At 73.3% G+C, this 18,655-nt stretch carries 19 protein-coding genes; 11 read left to right on the top strand and 8 right to left on the bottom strand.

Annotation, left to right across the window (positions count from 1 at the left end; translation table 11 throughout):
• Positions 1-31: 31 nt before the first annotated feature.
• Both AB0D32_RS04110 and AB0D32_RS04105 read right to left on the bottom strand, forming a co-directional pair.
• Positions 32-802: a hypothetical protein gene (locus AB0D32_RS04110; RefSeq protein ID WP_357084606.1), complete on the bottom strand. Its 771-nt coding sequence runs from the start codon at positions 800-802 to the stop codon at positions 32-34.
• A complete protein-coding gene (locus AB0D32_RS04105) occupies positions 799-1,248 on the bottom strand; it encodes an NUDIX domain-containing protein (RefSeq protein ID WP_357084603.1) in 450 nt (149 codons plus the stop codon). Before AB0D32_RS04105 ends, AB0D32_RS04110 begins: the two co-directional genes overlap by 4 nt.
• Before the next feature lie 115 nt (positions 1,249-1,363).
• Here AB0D32_RS04105 and AB0D32_RS04100 point away from each other — a divergent pair, with 115 nt between their 5' ends.
• The 4 genes from AB0D32_RS04100 (at position 1,364) to corA (ending at position 5,009) form a co-directional block, all read left to right on the top strand.
• Positions 1,364-1,756 carry a CBS domain-containing protein gene (locus AB0D32_RS04100; RefSeq protein ID WP_357084599.1) on the top strand — a complete coding sequence of 131 codons (393 nt, stop codon included), beginning with the start codon at positions 1,364-1,366 and terminating at the stop codon, positions 1,754-1,756.
• 92 nt (positions 1,757-1,848) lie between these two features.
• On the top strand, positions 1,849-2,307 hold the full coding sequence (locus tag AB0D32_RS04095; RefSeq protein WP_357084596.1) for an ester cyclase: 459 nt from the start codon (positions 1,849-1,851) through the stop codon (positions 2,305-2,307).
• 106 nt (positions 2,308-2,413) lie between these two features.
• Positions 2,414-3,508 (top strand): PLP-dependent aminotransferase family protein, encoded by a 1,095-nt coding sequence (locus tag AB0D32_RS04090; RefSeq protein ID WP_357084593.1) that lies wholly within the window; start codon positions 2,414-2,416, stop codon positions 3,506-3,508.
• 352 nt (positions 3,509-3,860) lie between these two features.
• Complete coding sequence (corA, locus tag AB0D32_RS04085; protein ID WP_357084590.1) at positions 3,861-5,009, top strand: magnesium/cobalt transporter CorA; 1,149 nt, start codon at positions 3,861-3,863, stop codon at positions 5,007-5,009.
• Positions 5,010-5,464: 455 nt separating this feature from the next.
• Here corA and AB0D32_RS04080 read toward each other — a convergent pair whose 3' ends face one another.
• The gene (locus AB0D32_RS04080) at positions 5,465-6,355 is read right to left on the bottom strand and encodes a hypothetical protein (RefSeq protein WP_357084587.1); all 891 of its coding nucleotides are present in this window, start codon (positions 6,353-6,355) and stop codon (positions 5,465-5,467) included.
• Positions 6,356-6,439: 84 nt separating this feature from the next.
• On the opposite strand from AB0D32_RS04080, the gene AB0D32_RS04075 reads away from it, so the two are divergent.
• Both AB0D32_RS04075 and AB0D32_RS04070 read left to right on the top strand, forming a co-directional pair.
• The gene (locus AB0D32_RS04075) at positions 6,440-6,970 is read left to right on the top strand and encodes a peptidylprolyl isomerase (RefSeq protein WP_357084584.1); all 531 of its coding nucleotides are present in this window, start codon (positions 6,440-6,442) and stop codon (positions 6,968-6,970) included.
• 94 nt (positions 6,971-7,064) lie between these two features.
• A complete protein-coding gene (locus tag AB0D32_RS04070; RefSeq protein ID WP_357084581.1) occupies positions 7,065-7,979 on the top strand; it encodes a rhomboid family intramembrane serine protease in 915 nt (304 codons plus the stop codon).
• Positions 7,980-8,003: 24 nt separating this feature from the next.
• Here AB0D32_RS04070 and AB0D32_RS04065 read toward each other — a convergent pair whose 3' ends face one another.
• Positions 8,004-8,432 (bottom strand): PH domain-containing protein, encoded by a 429-nt coding sequence (locus tag AB0D32_RS04065; RefSeq protein ID WP_357084578.1) that lies wholly within the window; start codon positions 8,430-8,432, stop codon positions 8,004-8,006.
• Positions 8,433-8,520: 88 nt separating this feature from the next.
• Between AB0D32_RS04065 and AB0D32_RS04060 the strand changes: the two genes are divergently transcribed.
• The 3 genes from AB0D32_RS04060 to AB0D32_RS04050 all read left to right on the top strand — a co-directional run bounded on the left by AB0D32_RS04060 (position 8,521) and on the right by AB0D32_RS04050 (position 11,402).
• On the top strand, positions 8,521-9,693 hold the full coding sequence (locus AB0D32_RS04060; protein ID WP_357084575.1) for an acetyl-CoA C-acyltransferase: 1,173 nt from the start codon (positions 8,521-8,523) through the stop codon (positions 9,691-9,693).
• Positions 9,694-9,748: 55 nt separating this feature from the next.
• Entirely contained in the window at positions 9,749-10,753 is a 1,005-nt protein-coding gene (locus tag AB0D32_RS04055) for a phosphotransferase (RefSeq protein WP_357084572.1), read from the top strand.
• 139 nt (positions 10,754-10,892) lie between these two features.
• On the top strand, positions 10,893-11,402 hold the full coding sequence (locus AB0D32_RS04050; protein WP_357084569.1) for a hypothetical protein: 510 nt from the start codon (positions 10,893-10,895) through the stop codon (positions 11,400-11,402).
• A gap of 96 nt (positions 11,403-11,498) precedes the next feature.
• Here the strand turns inward: AB0D32_RS04050 and AB0D32_RS04045 are convergent, their stop codons facing one another.
• Positions 11,499-13,097 carry a ricin-type beta-trefoil lectin domain protein gene (locus tag AB0D32_RS04045; protein WP_357084566.1) on the bottom strand — a complete coding sequence of 533 codons (1,599 nt, stop codon included), beginning with the start codon at positions 13,095-13,097 and terminating at the stop codon, positions 11,499-11,501.
• A gap of 204 nt (positions 13,098-13,301) precedes the next feature.
• The gene (locus AB0D32_RS04040) at positions 13,302-15,596 is read right to left on the bottom strand and encodes a hypothetical protein (RefSeq protein ID WP_357084563.1); all 2,295 of its coding nucleotides are present in this window, start codon (positions 15,594-15,596) and stop codon (positions 13,302-13,304) included.
• Between the two features lie 103 nt (positions 15,597-15,699).
• Between AB0D32_RS04040 and AB0D32_RS04035 the strand changes: the two genes are divergently transcribed.
• Positions 15,700-16,407 carry a glycosyltransferase family 2 protein gene (locus AB0D32_RS04035; protein WP_357085637.1) on the top strand — a complete coding sequence of 236 codons (708 nt, stop codon included), beginning with the start codon at positions 15,700-15,702 and terminating at the stop codon, positions 16,405-16,407.
• Between the two features lie 75 nt (positions 16,408-16,482).
• On the opposite strand, the gene AB0D32_RS04030 is transcribed toward AB0D32_RS04035, so the two are convergent.
• Positions 16,483-17,385 (bottom strand): transketolase, encoded by a 903-nt coding sequence (locus AB0D32_RS04030; RefSeq protein ID WP_357084560.1) that lies wholly within the window; start codon positions 17,383-17,385, stop codon positions 16,483-16,485.
• 2 nt (positions 17,386-17,387) lie between these two features.
• Positions 17,388-18,158: a transketolase gene (locus tag AB0D32_RS04025; RefSeq protein WP_357084557.1), complete on the bottom strand. Its 771-nt coding sequence runs from the start codon at positions 18,156-18,158 to the stop codon at positions 17,388-17,390.
• A gap of 19 nt (positions 18,159-18,177) precedes the next feature.
• On the opposite strand from AB0D32_RS04025, the gene soxR reads away from it, so the two are divergent.
• On the top strand, positions 18,178-18,642 hold the full coding sequence (gene soxR, locus AB0D32_RS04020) for a redox-sensitive transcriptional activator SoxR (protein WP_357084554.1): 465 nt from the start codon (positions 18,178-18,180) through the stop codon (positions 18,640-18,642).
• The last annotated feature ends 13 nt before the right edge of the window (positions 18,643-18,655 follow it).

Here is an 18,655-nt window from a genome sequence, read left to right as displayed (position 1 = left end):
CCGCGTGCCCGCGGCGCTGTGGCCAACCGGGTCAGCCGGGCAGCGCCGCCAGGTCCGCCAGCACCGCCAGCCGCTCCTCGGCGGTCAGCACGGCGTACGGGCCGGCGGCCCGCCGGTCGGTCTCCAGTTCGATGGCGAGCAGCTCCGGGCCGGGCGGCAGGGCGGCGGCGCTCGTCGCGTCGTGTCCGGCGGCGGTCCACGCGGCGGCGTGCGCGTCGGCCCGGTGGTAGCGCATCGTGCCGAGCCGGTTCAGCAGCAGCACGCCGGGCGGGGTGCCGTCCGGCTCGTACGGCGGCGCCGTCGCGGCGAAGGCCGCACCAGCGTCGGCGCCCTCCTCGTCGGTGAGCACCAGCGCGTACGCGAGCACCCGGCCGAACGCCTCCACCAGCCGCACCACCCGGTCGTCGTGCCCCGCCCAGAGTTCCTCGGTCACCTCCGCGTGCACCTGCCAGATCTCGGCGAGGAAGGCCAGGCCGCGTTCGGTGGCGGAGAGTTCGCCCTCGGGGCTGCGGTGGATCATCCCGTACGCCACCTGTTTGTCCAGGGCCCGCCGGCAGTCGACCGGGTCCCGGTAGCGGGTGACCGCCGCGAATCCGGCCTCGTCGACCGTCCCGCCCGGCGCCGCGAGGCGGGTGCGGAACTCCAGCAGGAAGCCGGTGGCGGCCGGCCCGCCGTACCGCTGGCTCAGCTCGGCGCCGCCGCCGTCGCGGCCGGCGAGGATGCCGGCGACGAACGCCCGGTCGACCGCCGGGGCGACCAGGCCGGCGAACCGGTGCGGCGCCAGCTCGACGGTGTCGTTCACAGACCGATCGAGCGCAGGGCGGCGAAGCCTTCGGCCACGATCCGCCGGATGAGCCCGTCGTTGACGTCGCGGTGCTCGTCGAGCAGGTCGAGCTCGTCGGCGGCGAGCCACCGGAACTCGGTGTGCCTGTCCACCTCCAGCCTCGGCCGGGCCAGGTCGCCGTCCACCCGGACCAGCCAGTCGCGCTCGATCCGCGCCAGGCCGTCGTCGGCGACGTAGCGGTAGTCGCCGACGTGGCCGAGCACGTGCGACACCGTCCAGCCGGTCTCCTCGGTCACCTCCCGGCGCAGCGCGTCCATCCAGTCCTCGCCCGGCTCCAGGTGGCCGCCGGCGATGTCCCAGCAGTTGGGAAAAATGCGCCGTTGGGCGGACCGTCGCTGGATGAAGATTCGACCGTCGTCGCCGACGATCAGCGCGCCGGCGCAGCGCAGAGGCTCGGTGGACACGCCACGACAGTAGCGAGCGCTCGGGCGTTTCGGCGATGCCCGGTCTTGTCCGGGGCACCGCACGGGCGCACCATGTCCCCTACCGGGTGCCACCGTCCCACAGGGGTGATGCGTGATGCAGGTTCGGGAAGCGATGTCCAGCGAGGTTCTCGTGGTCGGCCCGGAGCACACGCTCCGTCAGGCGGCCCGGATGATGTCGGCCCGTGGTGTCGGGTCGGCGGTCGTGATCGACCCCGATTCCGAGGGGGTCGGCATCATGACCGAACGTGACGTGCTCAAGGCCATCGGGGCCGACCTGGACTGCGACGTCGAGCGGACGTCCGCCCACCTCACGTGGGACGTGGTCTACGCCGCGCCGGAGTGGACGGTGGAGGAGGCAGCCGCGGCCATGGCCCGGGGCGGCTTCCGGCACCTGGTGGTGCTCGACGGGCGCGAGGTGGCCGGGGTGATCTCCGTACGGGACATCATGCGGGTCTGGGCGGCCAGCCGGATGGTCGAGGCGCCCTGAGCGGCGACTCCGTCGCAAGGTGTGGCGCGCCGATCGACGGGTAAGGATCCGGTGCGGGCGCGGACGGGCCGCGACCCGCGACGGAGGTCCTCATGCGTGGCGCGGATCGGCTGGTCGAGCAGCAGTACGCGATGCTCCTGCGGCGGGACGTGGCCCGGCTGCCGGACCTCTACGCGACCGACGCCTTCTACTCCATGCCCGGCGTCACGGTGCGCCCGATCGAGTTGCCCGCCCTGTTGCGCACCTGGACCGGGGCCTTCCCGGACCTGGTCGTCGACCCGATCGGGTCGGTGCAGACGGCCGGTGGCGCGGCCGTCGAGCAGCGGCTGACCGGCACCCACACCGGGGTGCTGCACACCCCGTTCGGCACCGTCGCGCCGACCGGCCGGGTGGTGAGCTGGGACGTGGTGGACGTCGTGCGGGTCCGGCGTGGCCGGATCGCGGCCTGGCGGTCGTACTTCGACTGGGGGCAGCTGATCGCGACGCTCGGCCTGCACGTGGACGGGCTTTCCCGGGAAGCGCAGCACGACCCGCTCGGCCTTCCGGTCTGATCTTCCGCCGACCGGCCGACGCCGGTCACCCGTCCCGGTGGCTCAGGATGCGGACATCGCCGTGCCGTCCGCACGCACCCCGTCGCCTTCCGTACGCTGAACAGCCATGACCGCCCAGCAGCTGATCTCCTTCGCCCGTGGCGCTCCCTCGCTGGACATCGTCGATGTCGAGGGGCTCAAGGCCGCCGCCGTCCGCGCGTTCGACGCCGACCCCGCCGGGGTGACGGCGTACGGCACCTCCGTCGGCTACCTTCCGCTGCGGAAGTGGATCGCCGAGAAGCACGGGGTCGCCGCCGACCAGGTGCTGATCACCAACGGGTCGTTGCAGGCGGACGCGTTCCTCTTCGACCACCTGGTACGCCCCGGCGACGCGGTGGTGGTGGAGCGCCCGACGTACGACCGGACCCTGCTCAACCTCCAGCGGATGGGCAGCGAGCTGCACGGCGTCTCCATCCAGCCGGACGGGCTCGACACCGCAGAGCTGCGCAAGCTGCTGGAGTCGGGAGTGCGCCCCCGGCTGGCGCACGTGATCCCGAACTACCAGAACCCGGCCGGTGTGACCCTCAGCCTGGAGAAGCGCCGCGAGCTGCTCGACCTCGCCGCCGAGTACGAGTTCACGATCTTCGAGGACGACCCGTACGCCGACATCCGGTTCCGGGGCGAGGCGCTGCCGTCGATGCTCTCGCTGGACACCCGCGACGTCGTGGTGCACGCCTCCAGCTTCACCAAGACGGTCTGCCCGGGCGTACGGGTCGGCTACCTGGTCGGTCCGGCGGACCTGATCGGCGACATCGCGAAGAAGGCGACCAGCCTCTACATCTCGCCGGGCATGGTCTCCGAGGCGATCGTGCACCAGTTCTGCGTCTCCGGCGACATCGAGCGTTCCATCGGGACCGTGCGCGCCGCGCTCGGCGAGCGGGCGCGGGTGCTGGCCGAGTCGCTGCGCCGGCACATCCCGGAGGCCCGTTTCGTGGAGCCGGACGGCGGCTACTTCCTCTGGGTCGAGCTGCCCGAGGACGTGGAGGTCGACAGGCTCGCGCCGGCCGCCGCCGAGCGCGGGGTCGCCGTGGTCAAGGGCAGTGACTTCGTCGTCGACGGTGGGCGGCACGCGCTGCGGCTGGCGTACTCGGCGGTCACCGCCGACCAGATCGACGAGGGCGTGCGGCGGCTGGCGGAGGCCATGGCAGCCGTACGGGGCTGAATTTCTGTCAGATTTCTGACAGTTCGACGATCGCGGCCGTCCCGGGTCTCCCGCCGGGGCGGCCGGCGGCCCACAATGCTGCGAGCGTCACTCACCACGTGTAGCGGAACTCACCGTCCGGCGCCGGCCCCCGCCCGCGCCCGACGACGAGCCTCGGCCCGACCGGCCGCACGTGGAGTGGCGCGACCAGCACAACCCCCGCCCCCAAGGGCGCCGGGTGGGCCGAGTCGTCCCCTCACCCCCCTGAAGCGACCCGGCCCGCCCGGCCCCACCCTCCCGTCGATCGTCACCGGCGGTGATCGGCGGCGGCGGCGTACTGTCTACCACCGGCAGCGCGTGGGGAGGGGGCGTGATGACGGACCAGGGACAGCAGGGGCGGACGGCCTCGCCGAACGGCGGACGGGTGCTCAGGCCCCGGGACTGGGTGGCACCGGTGCGGGCGATGACCCGCCGGCTCAACTCCGACAACCCGCAGCAGCTCCCCGCGCCGTCCGGCCCCCAACGCAGCGCGGTCGTCGACTGTGCCCTCTACGTCGACGGCCAACGGCAGCCCGGCGACTGCCGGTACGCCGAGGCCCTCGCCGCGGCCCGCCGAGAGGAGCACGGCTTCGTCTGGCTCGGCCTGCACGAGCCCGAGCTGGACGAGATGACCGCCATCGCCGCCACGTACGGGCTGCACGAACTGGCCGTCGAGGACGCCGTCAAGGCGCAGCAGCGCCCCAAGCTGGAGCAGTTCGGTGAGGTCAGCTTCCTGGTGCTGCGGACCGCCCGCTACTGCGAGCACGCCGAGCTGACCGAGCACTCCGAGGTCGTCGAGACCGGCCAGGTGATGCTCTTCATCGGCCCGAACTTCCTGATCAGCGTCCGGCACGGGGACGCCTGCCGGCTGGCTCCCGTCCGGGCCGACCTGGAGACGAAGCAGGACCTGCTGCTCCAGGGACCCTGGGCGGTGGCGTACGCGGTCACCGACCGGGTGGTGGACCTCTACCTGGAGGTCGCCGACCGGCTGGAAGACGACCTCGACACGCTGGAGGCCGACGTGTTCGACCGCCAGTCCAGCGGCCGGATCCAGCGGATCTACCAGATGAAGCGGGAACTGGTGGAGTTCAAGCGGGCGGTGATGCCCCTGCAACGCCCCCTGATGACGCTCACCGCGCAGATGAACCGCGACGTGCCGAAGGAGATCCGCCGCTACTTCCGCGACGTGCAGGATCACCTCAGCCGCACCGTCGAGCAGGTCAACTCCTACGACGACCTGCTCAACTCCATCCTCCAGGCGCGGTTGGCACAGGTCACGGTCGACCAGAACAACGACATGCGCAAGATCGCCGCGTGGGCCGCCATCGCCGCCGTCTGGACCGCCATCGCCGGCATCTACGGAATGAACTTCGACGTCATGCCGGAACTGGGGATGACGTACGGCTATCCGGTCGTTCTCGCCCTGATGCTCGCGATCTCGCTGGCCCTGTACCGCTGGTTCCGCCGCAACGGCTGGCTCTGACCCCGTAGACCCGCGCCCCGTTCCCACCCCGACCGCCCCTGCACCCCGCACCCCCCACCCCGCACAAGCCCTCCCACCCCGCCCTGCCCTGCCTAGCGCCCCGCCCCGCGCTGCCTCGCGCCCACCACGCCACGCCACGCGCCCCGCCCTGCCTAGCGCCTCGCGCCACCCTGCCTCGCGCCCACCACGCCACGCCACGCGATCTTGCAGTTTGTGCCCGGGTATAAGGGACTAATAGGGCGCCGCAGGGGCAGGAAGTGCAAGATCGCGGGATCCGGGCCAGCCCAGCCAGCCCAGCCCGGCCCGGCCCAGCCCGGCTGGGCCGGGTGGGCAGGGCCGGGCCGGCTGGGCAGGGCGGGGGCGGGGAGGGCGCGCGGGAAAGGCGGGGGCAGGCGGAAGCGCCGGCGGGAGGCGGGGAGCCGCCTGCGCCGGCGCTTTCCGGGACTGACCGGGGGTCAGCGGCGGCCGTTGGTCTTGGCGCCGCTCTTGCCGAGAGCCTCGGTGAGGTCGGCCGCCGGGCGGCCCGAGGTGTCCTTCGCGCCCTCGGCCACCGACGGGACCTTGTCCGTCGCGTGCACCGTCGGCTGCTTGCCGGGGGCGGTGGAGGCGCTGTCGCCACCTGCGACCGCCGAGCCACCTGCGACCGCCGAGCCACCTGCGACCGCCGAGCCACCAGCCGTAGTCGAGCCGCCGGCCATCGCCGAGCCGCCGGCGCCGGTCGGGCCGCCGGCCACGCCAGTACCGCTCGACATCGTCGAGGCCTTGGTCACCGACGGGGTCTTGATCTCGATGCTGTCGACCTCGTCACGCATCGGCTCCAGCTTGCTGCGGGTCGGGTCGTACTCGGCCCACTCCTGCTGCTCCCGGCGACGCCGCATCGCGATGGCGGCGACCCCGGCCACCGCGCCGGCCGCGAGCAGGCCCGTCATCATGGACCCGCCCCGGCGGGAGTTCTTCTTCCGGCCAGCCTTCATGTTCTTCGCCTTGACCTTCCTGGTGGCCGCGGCCTGCTTGGCTGCGACGGCCTTCCTGCCGGTGACGGCCTTCTCCGCCGCCTCGGCCTGCGCCTTGCGGACGGCCAGGGCCAGGGGCGCGAGCGCGGCGACCGTGGACGCGAGGCCGCTGGACGCGCGGTCGCGCACCAGGACGGCGGTCGGCGCGACGGCGCCCCGGGCCGCCTGGACCCGCGGGCCGACGGTGGCGCCGGCGCCCTTCGCGGCGTACGTCGCCGCCTGCCTCAGGTGACCGAGGCCCTGGTTCAGCTCCACCTTGGCCAGCTGCCCCTGGGTCTTACGCCGCCCGATTCCAAACACGGTCCCACCTCCTGGGAGTTGTTCCTTCGTCATCCTCCACCTTCGGATGCCTCCGCACTGCCAGATCGGGCACATGGGAGGATCCGCATGGAACTGACCAACGAGTGAGGAGTACCCGTGGCCGAGGCTGTCTACGCCACCCTGCACACCAACGCCGGCCCGATCCGGCTGGAGCTCTTCGGCAACCACGCCCCGAAGACCGTGAAGAACTTCGTCGAGCTGGCCGAGGGCACCCGCGAATACACCGACCCGCGTACGAACCAGCCGGGCAACGGGCCGTACTACGACGGCACCATCTCGCACCGGGTGATCAGCGGTTTCATGGTCCAGATGGGTGACCCGACGGGCACCGGTCGTGGCGGCCCGGGCTACAAGTTCGGTGACGAGTTCCACCCGGAGCTGCGCTTCGACCGGCCGTACCTGCTGGCGATGGCGAACGCCGGGCCGGGCACCAACGGCTCGCAGTTCTTCATCACCGTGTCGCCGACGCCGCACCTGAACAACCGGCACACCATCTTCGGTCAGGTGGCCGACGAGCAGTCCGCGAAGGTCGTCGACGCGATCGCGAACACCCCGACCGGGCCGAACGACCGGCCGTTGCAGGACGTCGTCATCGAGCGGGTCGAGATCGAGCGGTCCGCTGCCTGAGCGGTCCGCGAGGTACCTTTGCCGACATGACTGAGCGCTCCGAGGGTCGGGACCGGTTGGTGGGCCGCGCGGCCGGTGACGGCGGGCTGGTGCGGTGAGCGAGTCTCCGCCCACCACCCCGGTCTGTTTCCGGCACCCTGGCCGGGAGACGTATGTGCGGTGCACCCGCTGTGACCGGTCGATCTGCCCGGACTGCATGCGGGAGGCATCGGTCGGGTTCCAGTGCCCGGAGTGTGTGGCGGAGGGACGTCGTAGCGTGCGGCCGGCGCGTACCGCCTTCGGTGGTGGTGCCGCCGGTCGGCACGGCTACGTCACCAGGGCGCTGCTCGCGCTGAACGTGCTGATGATGCTGCTCTCCATCGCCTCCGACCGGGGTGGGGACGCGGCGGTCGGCGGCTCCGGCTTCGGTGGCCTGATGGGCGGCAGCACCCCGCTGACCGACTGGGGCTCGGTGCTCGGCGGCGCGCTCTTCCCGGACGGCACGGTCGGGGGCATCGCCGAGGGCGAGTGGTACCGCCTGGTCACCGCGATGTTCCTGCACTACGGCGTGGTGCACCTGCTGCTGAACATGTGGGCACTGTGGGTGCTCGGCCGGTCGCTGGAGGCCAGCCTCGGCCCGCTGCGTTTCGGAGCGCTCTATCTGGTCGCAGGGCTGGGCGGGAACGTCGCCGCCTACCTGTTCAGCGCGCAGAACCAGCTCACCGCCGGCGCCTCCACGTCGATCTTCGGCTTGTTCGCCGCGCTGGTGGTCATCGAGCGGAGGATGGGGCGGGACATCTCCCAGGTGCTCCCCGTCCTGGTGATCAACCTGGTCTTCACGTTCACCGTGCCGGGCATCTCGATTCCCGGGCACCTGGGCGGCCTGGTGGTCGGGGGGCTGCTGGCGCTCGTGTTCGCGTACGCCCCCCGGTCGCGGCGGACGCTGGTGCAGTTCGCGGGCGGCGCGGTGATCGTGGTGGCGCTGCTCGGCCTGGCCCTGATCCGCACCGCGGCCATCCTCGGCGGCTGACCGCACGCATGAGCGTGGCCCCGCTCAGCGCGGGCGGGCCTCGTGCAGGGCCTCGGCCACCTCGACGGGATCCGCGCCGAGGTCGTGGCGGCCGAAGAGGTGCAGCGACTCGCCCGCGTCGATTTCCAGCATTTCGCTGGCCAGGCCCCGCCGCGCGCGGCGGTCCACGGTCACCTTTTCGACGGCCGACCAGGGCAGCCGCCGGTGCCCCGCGAAGCCCTGGATGACGGTGATCCCGTCCGGGTCGACCGCGAGCCGGACCGGCGCGATCAGGTCGCGCGTCGCCCAGCCGGCGAGCGCGGCGGCCGTGAGCACGGCCAGCGCCAGCCGGACCCGGTCGCTCCCGTCGAGGAGCAGGGCCAGCGCGAGCAGCGCGACCGCGCCGGTCAGCTTGAGCGCCGGGAGGGCGGGCGGCACCCGCCACTGCCGGGCCGGGGCCGGGTGTGGACGCATCCGTTCAGCATGCCAGGGCGTCGGGGGAGGACGCCCGGCCCGCCGACGACGTAGGATCGGGGCCAGCCTAAGTTACCGGGGAGTAGTCATGAGTGACGCAGTCATCGTCGGCGCGGTACGCACCCCGGTCGGGCGGCGCAAGGGCAGCCTGGCCGCCGTGCACCCGGTCGACCTCTCGGCGCACGTGCTGCGCGCCCTCACCGAGCGCACCGGCATCGATCCGGCGCAGGTCGACGACGTGGTCTGGGGCTGCGTCTCCCAGGTCGGCGACCAGTCGTGGAACGTCGCCCGCAACGCCGTGCTCGCCGCCGGCTGGCCCGAGTCGGTGCCCGGCACCACGCTCGACCGGCAGTGCGGCTCCAGCCAGCAGGCCCTGCACTTCGCCGCCGCCACCGTCCTCTCCGGCCAGGCCGACCTGGTCGTGGCCGGCGGCGTCGAGTCGATGACCCGGGTCGCGATGGGCTCCAGCGTGGCCGGCGGATCACCCTTCAGCGACCAGTTGCGCGACCGCTACCGGGGTGTCGAGGGCTTCGCCGACGACGCGCCGCTGCCGTTCAACCAGGGCGTCGGGGCGGAGCTGATCGCCGAGCGCTGGCGCTTCTCCCGCGCACAGCTCGACGAGTTCGCCCTGGCCAGCCACGAGAAGGCCGCCGCCGCGCAGGACGCCGGCGCCTTCGACGCCGAGATCGCCCCGGTCGCCCTGGCCGACGGCGGCAAGTTCACCGCCGACGAGGGCATCCGGCGGGACACCTCGCTGGAGAAGCTCGGCGAACTGGCCACCCCGTTCCGCCCCGACGGGGTCGTCACCGCCGGCTCCGCGTCGCAGATCTCGGACGGCGCGGCGGCGCTCGCCGTCACCACCAGCGAGTGGGCCAGCCGGCACGGCCTGCGCCCGCTGGCCCGGGTGCACACCGCCGTTGTCGCCGCCGACGACCCCGTCACCATGCTCACCGCGCCCATCCCGGCCACCGCGAAGGCGCTGCGCCGCGCGGGGCTGGGAATCGAGGAGATCGGGGTGTACGAGGTGAACGAGGCGTTCGCGCCGGTGCCGCTGGCGTGGCTGGCGGAGACCGAGGCGGACCCGGAGCGACTCAACCCGCGGGGCGGTGCGATCGCCCTCGGCCACCCGCTCGGCGGCTCCGGCGCCCGGATCATGACCACCATGCTCGCCCACATGCGGGACAACGACATCCGCTACGGCCTCCAGACGATGTGCGAGGGCGGTGGCATGGCCAACGCCACCATCGTCGAGCTGCTGTAGCCGGCCGAGGAAAATTCCTGGCCCGGTGGGCGGGGTGGCGGCTAGGTTGCCGGGCGTGACTGACGCCGCCGCCACCCCGCGCACCGACTGGGTCGACCCGCACTGGCAGGATGCCGCCCTCGACTGGATCGGCGACCGGCTCGGCCGGCACGGCCGGCGCGTCGTCGGGCCGGTCGAGCCCCGGCTCCGGCCCTGGTCGCTGGTCTGGCGGGTGCCCACCGACGCCGGGGACGTCTGGTTCAAGGCGAACAACCCCGGCACCCGGCACGAGGCCGCGCTGCTGGCCGAGCTGGCCCGGCTCGCCCCCGGCCGGGTGCTCGATCCGCTCGCCGTGGACGCCGACCGTGGCTGGTCCCTGCTGCCGGACGGCGGCCAAACGCTGCGCGACGCGTCGGGTGGCGACCGGAGCCTGCTGACCCGCTGGGAGCGGGTCCTGTCGGAGTACGCCGACCTTCAGCGTGCCGTCGCGCCCCGGGCCGGCGAACTGCTCGCCCTCGGCGTGCCCGACCACCGGCCGGAGGCGCTGCCGGAGCTGTTCGAGGCGCTGCTGGACGACGAGGAGGCGCTGCTGTTCGGGGCGGAGGACGGGCTCACCGTCGAGGCGTACGAGCGGTTGCGCGCCCACCGGGCCGGGTTCGCCGAGGACTGCCGGCGGCTGGCCGGTTCGGGTGTCGCGCCGACCATCCAGCACGACGACCTGCACGACGGCAACGTCTTCGTGGCCGGAGACGGGTACCGCTTCTTCGACTGGGGCGACGCCTCGGTGGCCCATCCGTTCGGCACCCTGCTGGTGACGCTGAACTCGGTCGCGGACGCGTTCGGGCTGCCCGACGGCGACCCGGCGCTGGCGCGGCTGCGCGACGCCTACCTGGAGCCGTGGTCGGCCGGGCACGATCCGGGGGCGCTACGCGAGGCGGCCCGCCTGGCCATCCGCGTCACCCGGGTCAGCCGGGCGCTCTCCTGGCGCCGCGCCCTTGAGACCCCCGACCCGGCCCGCGCGGAGTACGCGGCCGCGGTGCCCGGCTGGTTGCAGGAGTTGTTCGCGCCGGATCCGGTCTGAGCCGGCGCGGCCGGATGCCGGTCGGGCGACTCGTCGGCGGCGGCGGGAAGTCGGACAGGCGGTGCGACGCGCCCGCGTGGAAGTTCCAGAATTCCTGCGTGACCCATGTCACTCCAGGTCGCGCCTCGTTGGGCAGGGCATGGACGTCTTCTCCCGAACGTTCCTCCCGGCGGCCTCCGAGGCCGGGCTGGCGGCGCAGACCGTCACCCGGCACATGCCGGTGTTCCGCCGCTGTGTCGGTTCCGGCGACGCCACCATCCTCGTCACCCGGTGTGTCCGGCCGGACCGCCCGGCCGGTGAGTACCTCCTCCTGCTGACCCACCGACGGCTGGTCGTCACCCAGCAGACCCGCGTGCTGCACCGGCTGCGCCTGCACCTCAACACGGAGTTGCGGGAGCTCAGCAACGTCACCTGGAGCCCCGACCCGCGCCTGCACTCGGTCGAGTTGGCCGCCACCGCGATCGACGGGATCCGCGAGCGGTTCCTCATCCGCACCCGCCACCCGAAGCAGGTGTGGCAGTTCGACGCGCTGCTCAACCACGCCTTCCGGACCCGGCTGCGGACGCCCCGGGAGCGCCTCGTCGCCACCATCGGCGAGGTGCCGGCAGCAGCGCGGCCCGCCGCCTTCCGTCCCGCCGTGGTGCGCTGACCGGTCTGCCCGCCGGCGACGGCGGGCAGACCGTGCCCGTCGGCGCGAGCGGTGCCGCCCGGGGAGGGTGGCACCGCTCGCGTGCGAGGGCCGATCTCAGTAGACGCGGGAACCGATGAAGTCGTCGTGCCCGTAGCCCACCGGGTTGGCGAAGTTGCGGGACTCGAAGGACCACTGCTGGCGGGTGCTGGTGGAGCAGGTCGCCAGGCGCAGCCTGGGGGCGCCCGATCCCGGGCTGTCGAACGCCAGGCAGAGGTTGCTGTTGCCGGCCGCCTTGAGCTGGTTGCCGGCGAGGACGAACTTCTGGTTGGTGCCACCGTGGCAGTTGTAGATGTTCACCGCCGTGCCGGCGCTCAGCGACCCGCCCGAGACGTCCAGGCAGCGGTCGTGGGAGAGCTCCGAGTGCAGCGACTGGCGGGTCGGGTCGTACCAGAAGCCCTGGTTGCGCCCACCGTGGCAGCCGTACGACTGCTGGGGGGTGTTGTTGCGTGAGTCGTAGCCCTTGCCGTCGAGGCAGGTGCCGGTCGCGGCGTTGCGCAGCTGCTTGAACTCGAACAGCCCGTTGTAGAGCACGCCGTTGCCGGTGCTGGCCGGGTCCACGCAGGTCGCCCGCTGCTGCCCGGAGTTCCAGAACTGGGTGACGCACTGGGCGAACATCCCGTGCCCCTGCTTGTTCGGGTGGAACGACTGCCGGGCCGCGTTCTCGTCCCAGATGCCGATCTCGATGTGGAGCCCGCGTACCGCGGTGCTGTCCGTGCACACCTCGCGGCCGTGGAAGAGCCGGCTGGCGTCCAGGTAGCGGGTGCCCGTGTTGGCCGCCGCCGCCCGTAGCGCCGACTCGAACATCGGCACCGCCTTGTTGCGTGCGAACGCGGCGTCGGCCAGGTAGAGCAGGCAGCCGCCGCCGTACCAGCCGGGGAAGTTCGGGTTGTCCTCCACGTCCGGGCTGCCGGGGCTCGGATACGACATCAGTACCAGTTCGTAGTCCGACCGCAGGTAGCCGGCGCCGGTCATCGTCTGCCGGATGTCGCCGAGCGCGTCCTCGACCGCCTGCCGGCTGCCATCGGTGCGGATGGCCCACTGGTCGGTGTAGGTGGGGTAGCAGGCGCCCTGGAGGAAGACCCGGCGGACGGCGCAGTCGGTGGCGACCGGGCCGAACTGGATCGTGCCGTCGCCGTTGGCGCCGACCACCACCCAGATCAGCTTGATGTGCGTGTTGCGTGCCTTGATGGCCAGGTGGTCACCCTGGTTCAGCTCGTTGTGCTGGGTCGGTCCGCCCCGGATCAGGTTCCACGGGGTCGCCCCGGAGCAGGCGATGTTGTATTTCTCGTCGGCGGTGATGCCGGTGCGGAACACCGCCTGGTCGTACGAGCGGTCACACCAGTTGCCGGGCTGGTGGGTGCCGGGGACGTAGTTGCCGACCCCCTCGCCCGAGATCTCGCTGTCGCCCATGGTGATCAGCGCGGTGCGGCGTTGTTCGATCGGGCGGATGCCGGGCGCGCCGTAGAGCGCGGTGGCCTCGGTGGCGCGGATCGCCTCCAGGTTGGCGGGGAGCGGCTGGACGGCCGGGCGGTCGGCCGCGGTGGCGGGAGAGGCCGTTCCGGCGAGCATCGGCAGGACGAGAGCGGCGGCGGCGACGACGGTGAGGGCCCGTCGTCGGGTCGCGCGTTCGCGCCTGGCGGGGAAACCAAGCATCGACGCACTCCTTTCGGGTCGATCGCGGGACGTCGATCGAGTTACCAGACGGTAGCGTCGGCTTCGAGGTATGTGAATGCGTCTCGGAATCGTTGCGCACAGAGTGCAGAACCGGGCGAACCGGGCGAAAGCCGCGGCACGCGGGGCGGCGGAGAGATCGGTCGGGGCTCCCCGACGGTCAGTCGGCCGGGCTCGCCGGGCGGGTCAGCCTTCCGGCGGGAGGGCGTAACCCACGTAGCTCCGGAACTGCACCTGCCAGCCCGCCGGCACCAACGCCGTGCACGCCGGCCGGCTGCCGGTGCAGACGACGGCGTCCACCGATGCCGGGTCGGCCGGCGGTCGCCCGGGCAGCACCGACTGGAGCGCCACCAGTTCCGGCGGGCGCCCGTCCGCGTCCCGTAGCAGCAGCCACCAGGGGTACTCCCAGTTGTCGTTCTGCTGCACCAGGCCGATCCGGCGGGCCTCCGTCGCGCGTACCGCGTCGGCCGCCCAGCGGAACTCCTCCGCCCACTGGGGACGCCGCAGGAACCGGGTGTCCCAGTCGGAGGTGGTGAAGACCGATCCCGCGCCGACGAGGCGGCGCGGGAAGCCGTACGACACGGCAAGCACCCCGGCCAGCGCGCAGGTGGCCAGCACGCTCACCGCGAGCCCGGCCGCCACCGACCGCCGTCCTCCCGCCCCGCCGGCCCGGCGTCGCAACAGCGCGTCCAGCCAGAGCCCCGCCAGCGGTACGGCCAACACCAGCGCGTAGAGCAGCAGGCGGTTGCCCCACGGCTGCCACTTGATCATGGCGGTGTGCAGCAGCACGGCCGTCACCACGACCACCGCGTACGCGCGCAGCGGCCCCGCCCGGGTCGGGCTGATCCGGCCCGGCCGGGTCAGCGCGAATACCGCCCCGATCACCGCCAGCGCCCCGGCCAGCGGAAAGGCCACCCGGTCCTCGTCCGGATACCAGGACGGCACCGGGAACCGCTCCCGTCCGAAGGTGATGGCCCGGTCCTGCGGGTCCACCCCGATCACCCCGGCGCCGTTGACGATCGCCTCGGCACCCGCCTGGCGCAGCGGCGCGAGCGGCGTGTCGAACGCGGTGTGCGCGATCCGCAGCGCGTTGACCAGCACAGACGCCGGATCGTGCCGTTCCATCGGGATGGACTCGCGCAGCCGGGGCGGCCCGAGCGGATGCCCGAACTCGGCGGTCACCCGGGCCAGGAACGGACCGATCACCACTGCGGCGACCAGCAGGATCAGCGCCGAACCGGCGACCGTCCGGCGCACCTGGCGCCACGGCCGGGACGCGCCGGTCCGGGACGCTCCGGTCCGGTCGGTGTCGGTCCGGCCGGCGTCGGGCTCGGACCCGTCGGGGGATTCGGTGCCCCGGCCGGGCGGCCCGGCGGGCTCCGGAGCGGAGCCGGCCCGGGCCAGCCGGAGCTGGGCCAGCCCCCAGAGCAGCAGCATCGGCCCGACCGCGACCAGGCCGCTGGTCTTGGTCAGCGCGGTCAGCCCGGTGGCCGCCCCCAACGCCAGCATCTCGCCGAAACCGGCGCGCCGGCGCAGCCCGTCGAGCGCCAGCGTGGCCGCGCAGGCCGCCCACGCGGCGCAGACCAGGTCGGTCTGCGTGCTGGTCGCCTGGAGCGCCACCATCGGGGTGGTGGCGAGCACGAACGCGGTGAACAACTGGGCCCGCCGCCCCCCGCCGAGCTGCGCGGTGATCCGGGTGGCCGCCAGCAGTACGCCGACGCCGGCCGCCCACTGCACCAGGTTGTGCAGCGCGTCCCCGCCGGTGAACAGGCGCAGGTGCAGCAGCAGGTACTCGGCGCCGGGCGGGATGGTCACCTGCCGGTGGATGGCGGTGGGCCAGAAGCCCAGGCCGCCCTGGGCCACCCAGTGCTCCACCTTGGGCAGGTGGTAGGTCTGCGAGTCGAAGTTGTTCGGCTCGGCCAGCAGGGCGATCAGGAACTCGACCAGCAGCAGTCCGCCGATCGTGCCGGCCAGCAGCCGCTCGCCCCGACCCGCCGTACGCCAGGCGTCCGCCAGTCGGGTCGGCCAGCCGGCGCGGCGGGAGCCGGCGCGCGGCGCGGCGCTGTCCGGCCGCGGTGGAGGGGCCGGAGTGCCGGCGGTCGGGCCGGCCGTCGCGCCGACCAGCGCCGGCTCCGGCGCGGCGACGACCTCGACCGCGCGGTGCGCGGCGACGACCTGGACCGTGCGGCGAGCGGCGTCCCGGCGGCGTCGCCAGCTGGCGGCGGCGCCCGCGCCCGCGAGGAAGGACAGCCAGGCCACGGCGAACGCCGGCAGGGTGAGCAGCCGCAGCGCGCCGAGCAGTTCCACCGTGAGCACCGCGAACGCGCCGGTGACCAGAGCCGCCCGGACCACCGCGAGGCGCCGCCCCGCCACGGCCCCGGCCGCGACCGGCCGGAGCGCGACGGCGAGCAGTCCGATGGCGGCGACCGGCGCCAGGGCGAGCAGGTAGCCGACTGCCGACATGGCGGCAGTAAACACCATGAACCTGAGGTTGCCGCGCCCGCTGCCCGCATTGCTGAGCATTACGTCGCTGCCAGCCAGGCTAGGCTAGGGCCGACATATCGTCGCCACCGTGGAGATTTCCGTGAAGCTCTCGATCCTCATGCCGGTCTACAACGAGGAAGAACGCATCGCGGATGCCCTCAAGCAGGCGTTGGCGGTCGACTACCCGTGTGAGATCGAGCTGGTCGTGGTCGACGACGGCAGCCGGGACGGCACCGGTGAGATCCTCGGTCGGGCCGACGACACGCGCCTGCGGGTCATCACCCACCTGCGCAACGCGGGCAAGGGCGCGGCCATCAGGACGGCGGTCGACAAGGCCGAGGGCGACTACATGGTCATCCTCGACGCCGACCTGGAGTACGACCCGCTGGACATCCCCAAGCTGCTCGACCCGGTGCTCGACGGGCGGGCCACGGTGGTCTACGGCAACCGCACCTTCGGCAGCCACAGCGCCTACAGCTTCTGGTACGTGATGGGCAACAGGGGCGTCACGATGGCCGCGAACGTCCTGTTCAACTCCTACATCGGCGACCTGGAGACCTGCTTCAAGCTGATGCCGGTCGCGCTCTACCGCTCGCTCGACATCCGCTCGCGCGGCTTCGGCATGGAAGCCGAGGTCACCGGCAAGCTGCTGCGCCGTCGCATCCGCCCGTACGAGGTCCCGATCAGCTACCGCGCCCGGGGCCGCGAAGAGGGCAAGAAGATCACCTGGAAGGACGGCGTCGAGGCGCTCTGGATTCTCGGCCGCGAGCGCACCCGCCGCCGCCCCCTCGGCGCCCCGACCCGCTGATCCCTCCCGCGCCGCCCGACGGCGCGACCCCTCGCGCCCGCCCGCACGTCGATGCGGTCGACGTGCGGGCGAGACTCAGCGGCCGGCTGGCACCAGCACCGGCTCCAGGAACCCAGCGACCGACCGGCGCAGCCCGGCGGCGTCCAGCCCGTGCCAGCGCGTGTGGTCCTCGGCCGAGCCGTAGCGGCGCAACTCCTCGCGTCCCACCCCGAGCGCCAGCAGCCGGTGCGGTCGGTCTGCCAGCGCCGCAGACACCACCCGGGCCGACGTCCCGGCCAGGTAGGGCTCGACCAGGATCACCGTGTCGCCGGCCAGCGCCCGCAGCCCCGCAGTGTCGAACGGCCGCGGCCGGTGGGTGTAGGCCACCGTCACCTGAAGGCCGGCCACCGCCGACAGCGCCGCGTCCAGCACCGGACCCACCGCGACCAGCAGCGGCGCGCCCGGGCCCGCGTCCCGGACCACCCGCAGCGCGCCGTCGCCGCCGTACGGCCGGGCGTTGTGCAGCGTGGACAGCCGCAGGTACGCCGAACCGTCGGCGGCCACCGCGTCCCGCAGCAGCGCCGGCACCTCGCCGGGGTGGCCGGGAACGTGCACGGTCCAGCCGTGCAGGGTGTCGATCAGGGAGACGTCGGCCGGGGACAGGTGGGTGCGGCCGGAGGCCGCCCGGTCGTACGACGCGCCGACGCTGACCAGCACGGCGCTCACGCCCTGGTGGTCCAGGTCGAGCTTGAGCTGCTCGTACGCCCGCTCGACCAGGAACGGGGCGTAGCTGTGCACGATGGGCCGCAGCCCGGTCAGGGCGAGCCCGCCGGCCACGCCCACCATCAGTTGTTCCCGGATTCCGACGTTGAGCACCCGGTCCGGGTGCCGGTACGCGGCCGGGGCGAACGCGGAGGCGGAGATGTCGGCCAGCACCAGGGCCGTACGCGGATCCTCCGCCAGCAGCGCGGTGGTGGTGTCGACGAATCGGTCGCGCACGGTCACTCTCCCTGGTCGACGACCGCGACGACGACGTGCGGCCGGTGGTTGTCGTGCCCGGTCAGGGCGGCGTGCAGGGCGTCGTGGTCGTGTCCGTCCACGGTGGTGGCGGTCCAGCCGTTGACGGTGAACCGGGCCGCGATGCCGCCCGGCCAGCCGTGCGTGGCGGAGCGGTTGTCGACCACGATCGCCGTCAGGCTGCCCAGCCCGGCCGCCCCCGCGTACGCGATGGCCTCGTGATTGGAGCCCTCGTCCAGTTCCGCGTCGCCGAGCAGCACGTGGACCCGGGGCGTCAGCAGGCCCTGGGCGCGCAGCCCGAGCGCGGTGCCCACGCCGAGCCCGAGCCCGTGGCCCAGCGAGCCGGAGCCGATCTCCACCCCGGGCACCAGCACGCGGTCGGGATGGTCGCCGAGGCGGCTCTCGGGCCCGCCCTGGTCGTCCAGCCAGTCGGCGGGGACGAATCCCTTCGCGGCGAGCACGGCGTAGTAGCCCTCGACGGCGTGCCCCTTGGAGAGCAGGAACCGGTCGCGTCCGGGGTCGTCGACGGTCTCCGGGGTGACCCGGAGGACCCGGTCGTAGAGCACCCAGAGCACGTCGACGGTGGAGCGGACCTTCGCGCCGAACTCCCGGCCCGCGCGGACCCGCTCGTACAGTGGCGCGACGGGTTCCGGCAGCGGCGGGGCGGTCGGGTCACGGGGTGGCGGGCCGGTGGGGGCCGGGCCCGTACTGGCGGTGGTCGTGGTCATGCCGCTAGCCTGCAAGTTGAAGCCCACTTCAACTCAAGGCGACGTGATGCAGGAGTCTCTGACCATCGGTCAGCTTTCCACCCGCAGCGGCGTGGCGCCCTCGGCGTTGCGCTACTACGAGCGGCTCGGGCTGATCCGGGCGGAACGGACGGGCGGCAACCAGCGCCGCTACGCCCGCACCGAGCTGCGCCGGGTGGCGTTCGTCCGGATCTCCCAGCAGGTCGGCATCTCGCTGGAGGAGATCCGGGAGGCGCTGGACTCCCTGCCGGCGTCACGCATGCCCAGCACGGAGGACTGGGCGCGGCTCTCCGCGACCTGGCGGGAACGGCTGAACGAGAAGATCCGGCTGATGACCAAGCTCCGCGACGACCTCGACGGCTGCATCGGGTGCGGTTGCCTGTCCCTGCAACGCTGCACCCTCTACAACCCGGACGACTCGCTCGCCGACGAGGGCCCCGGCGCCCGCCTGGTGCTCCCCCGCCCGACCGAGAAGCCGACGCCGACCCCCTGACCCGCCCCGGCCG

This window comes from Micromonospora sp. NPDC048170 (assembly GCF_040652795.1).
Classification (GTDB): domain Bacteria; phylum Actinomycetota; class Actinomycetes; order Mycobacteriales; family Micromonosporaceae; genus Micromonospora.
This window is presented reverse-complemented; position numbering and strand designations above follow the sequence as displayed.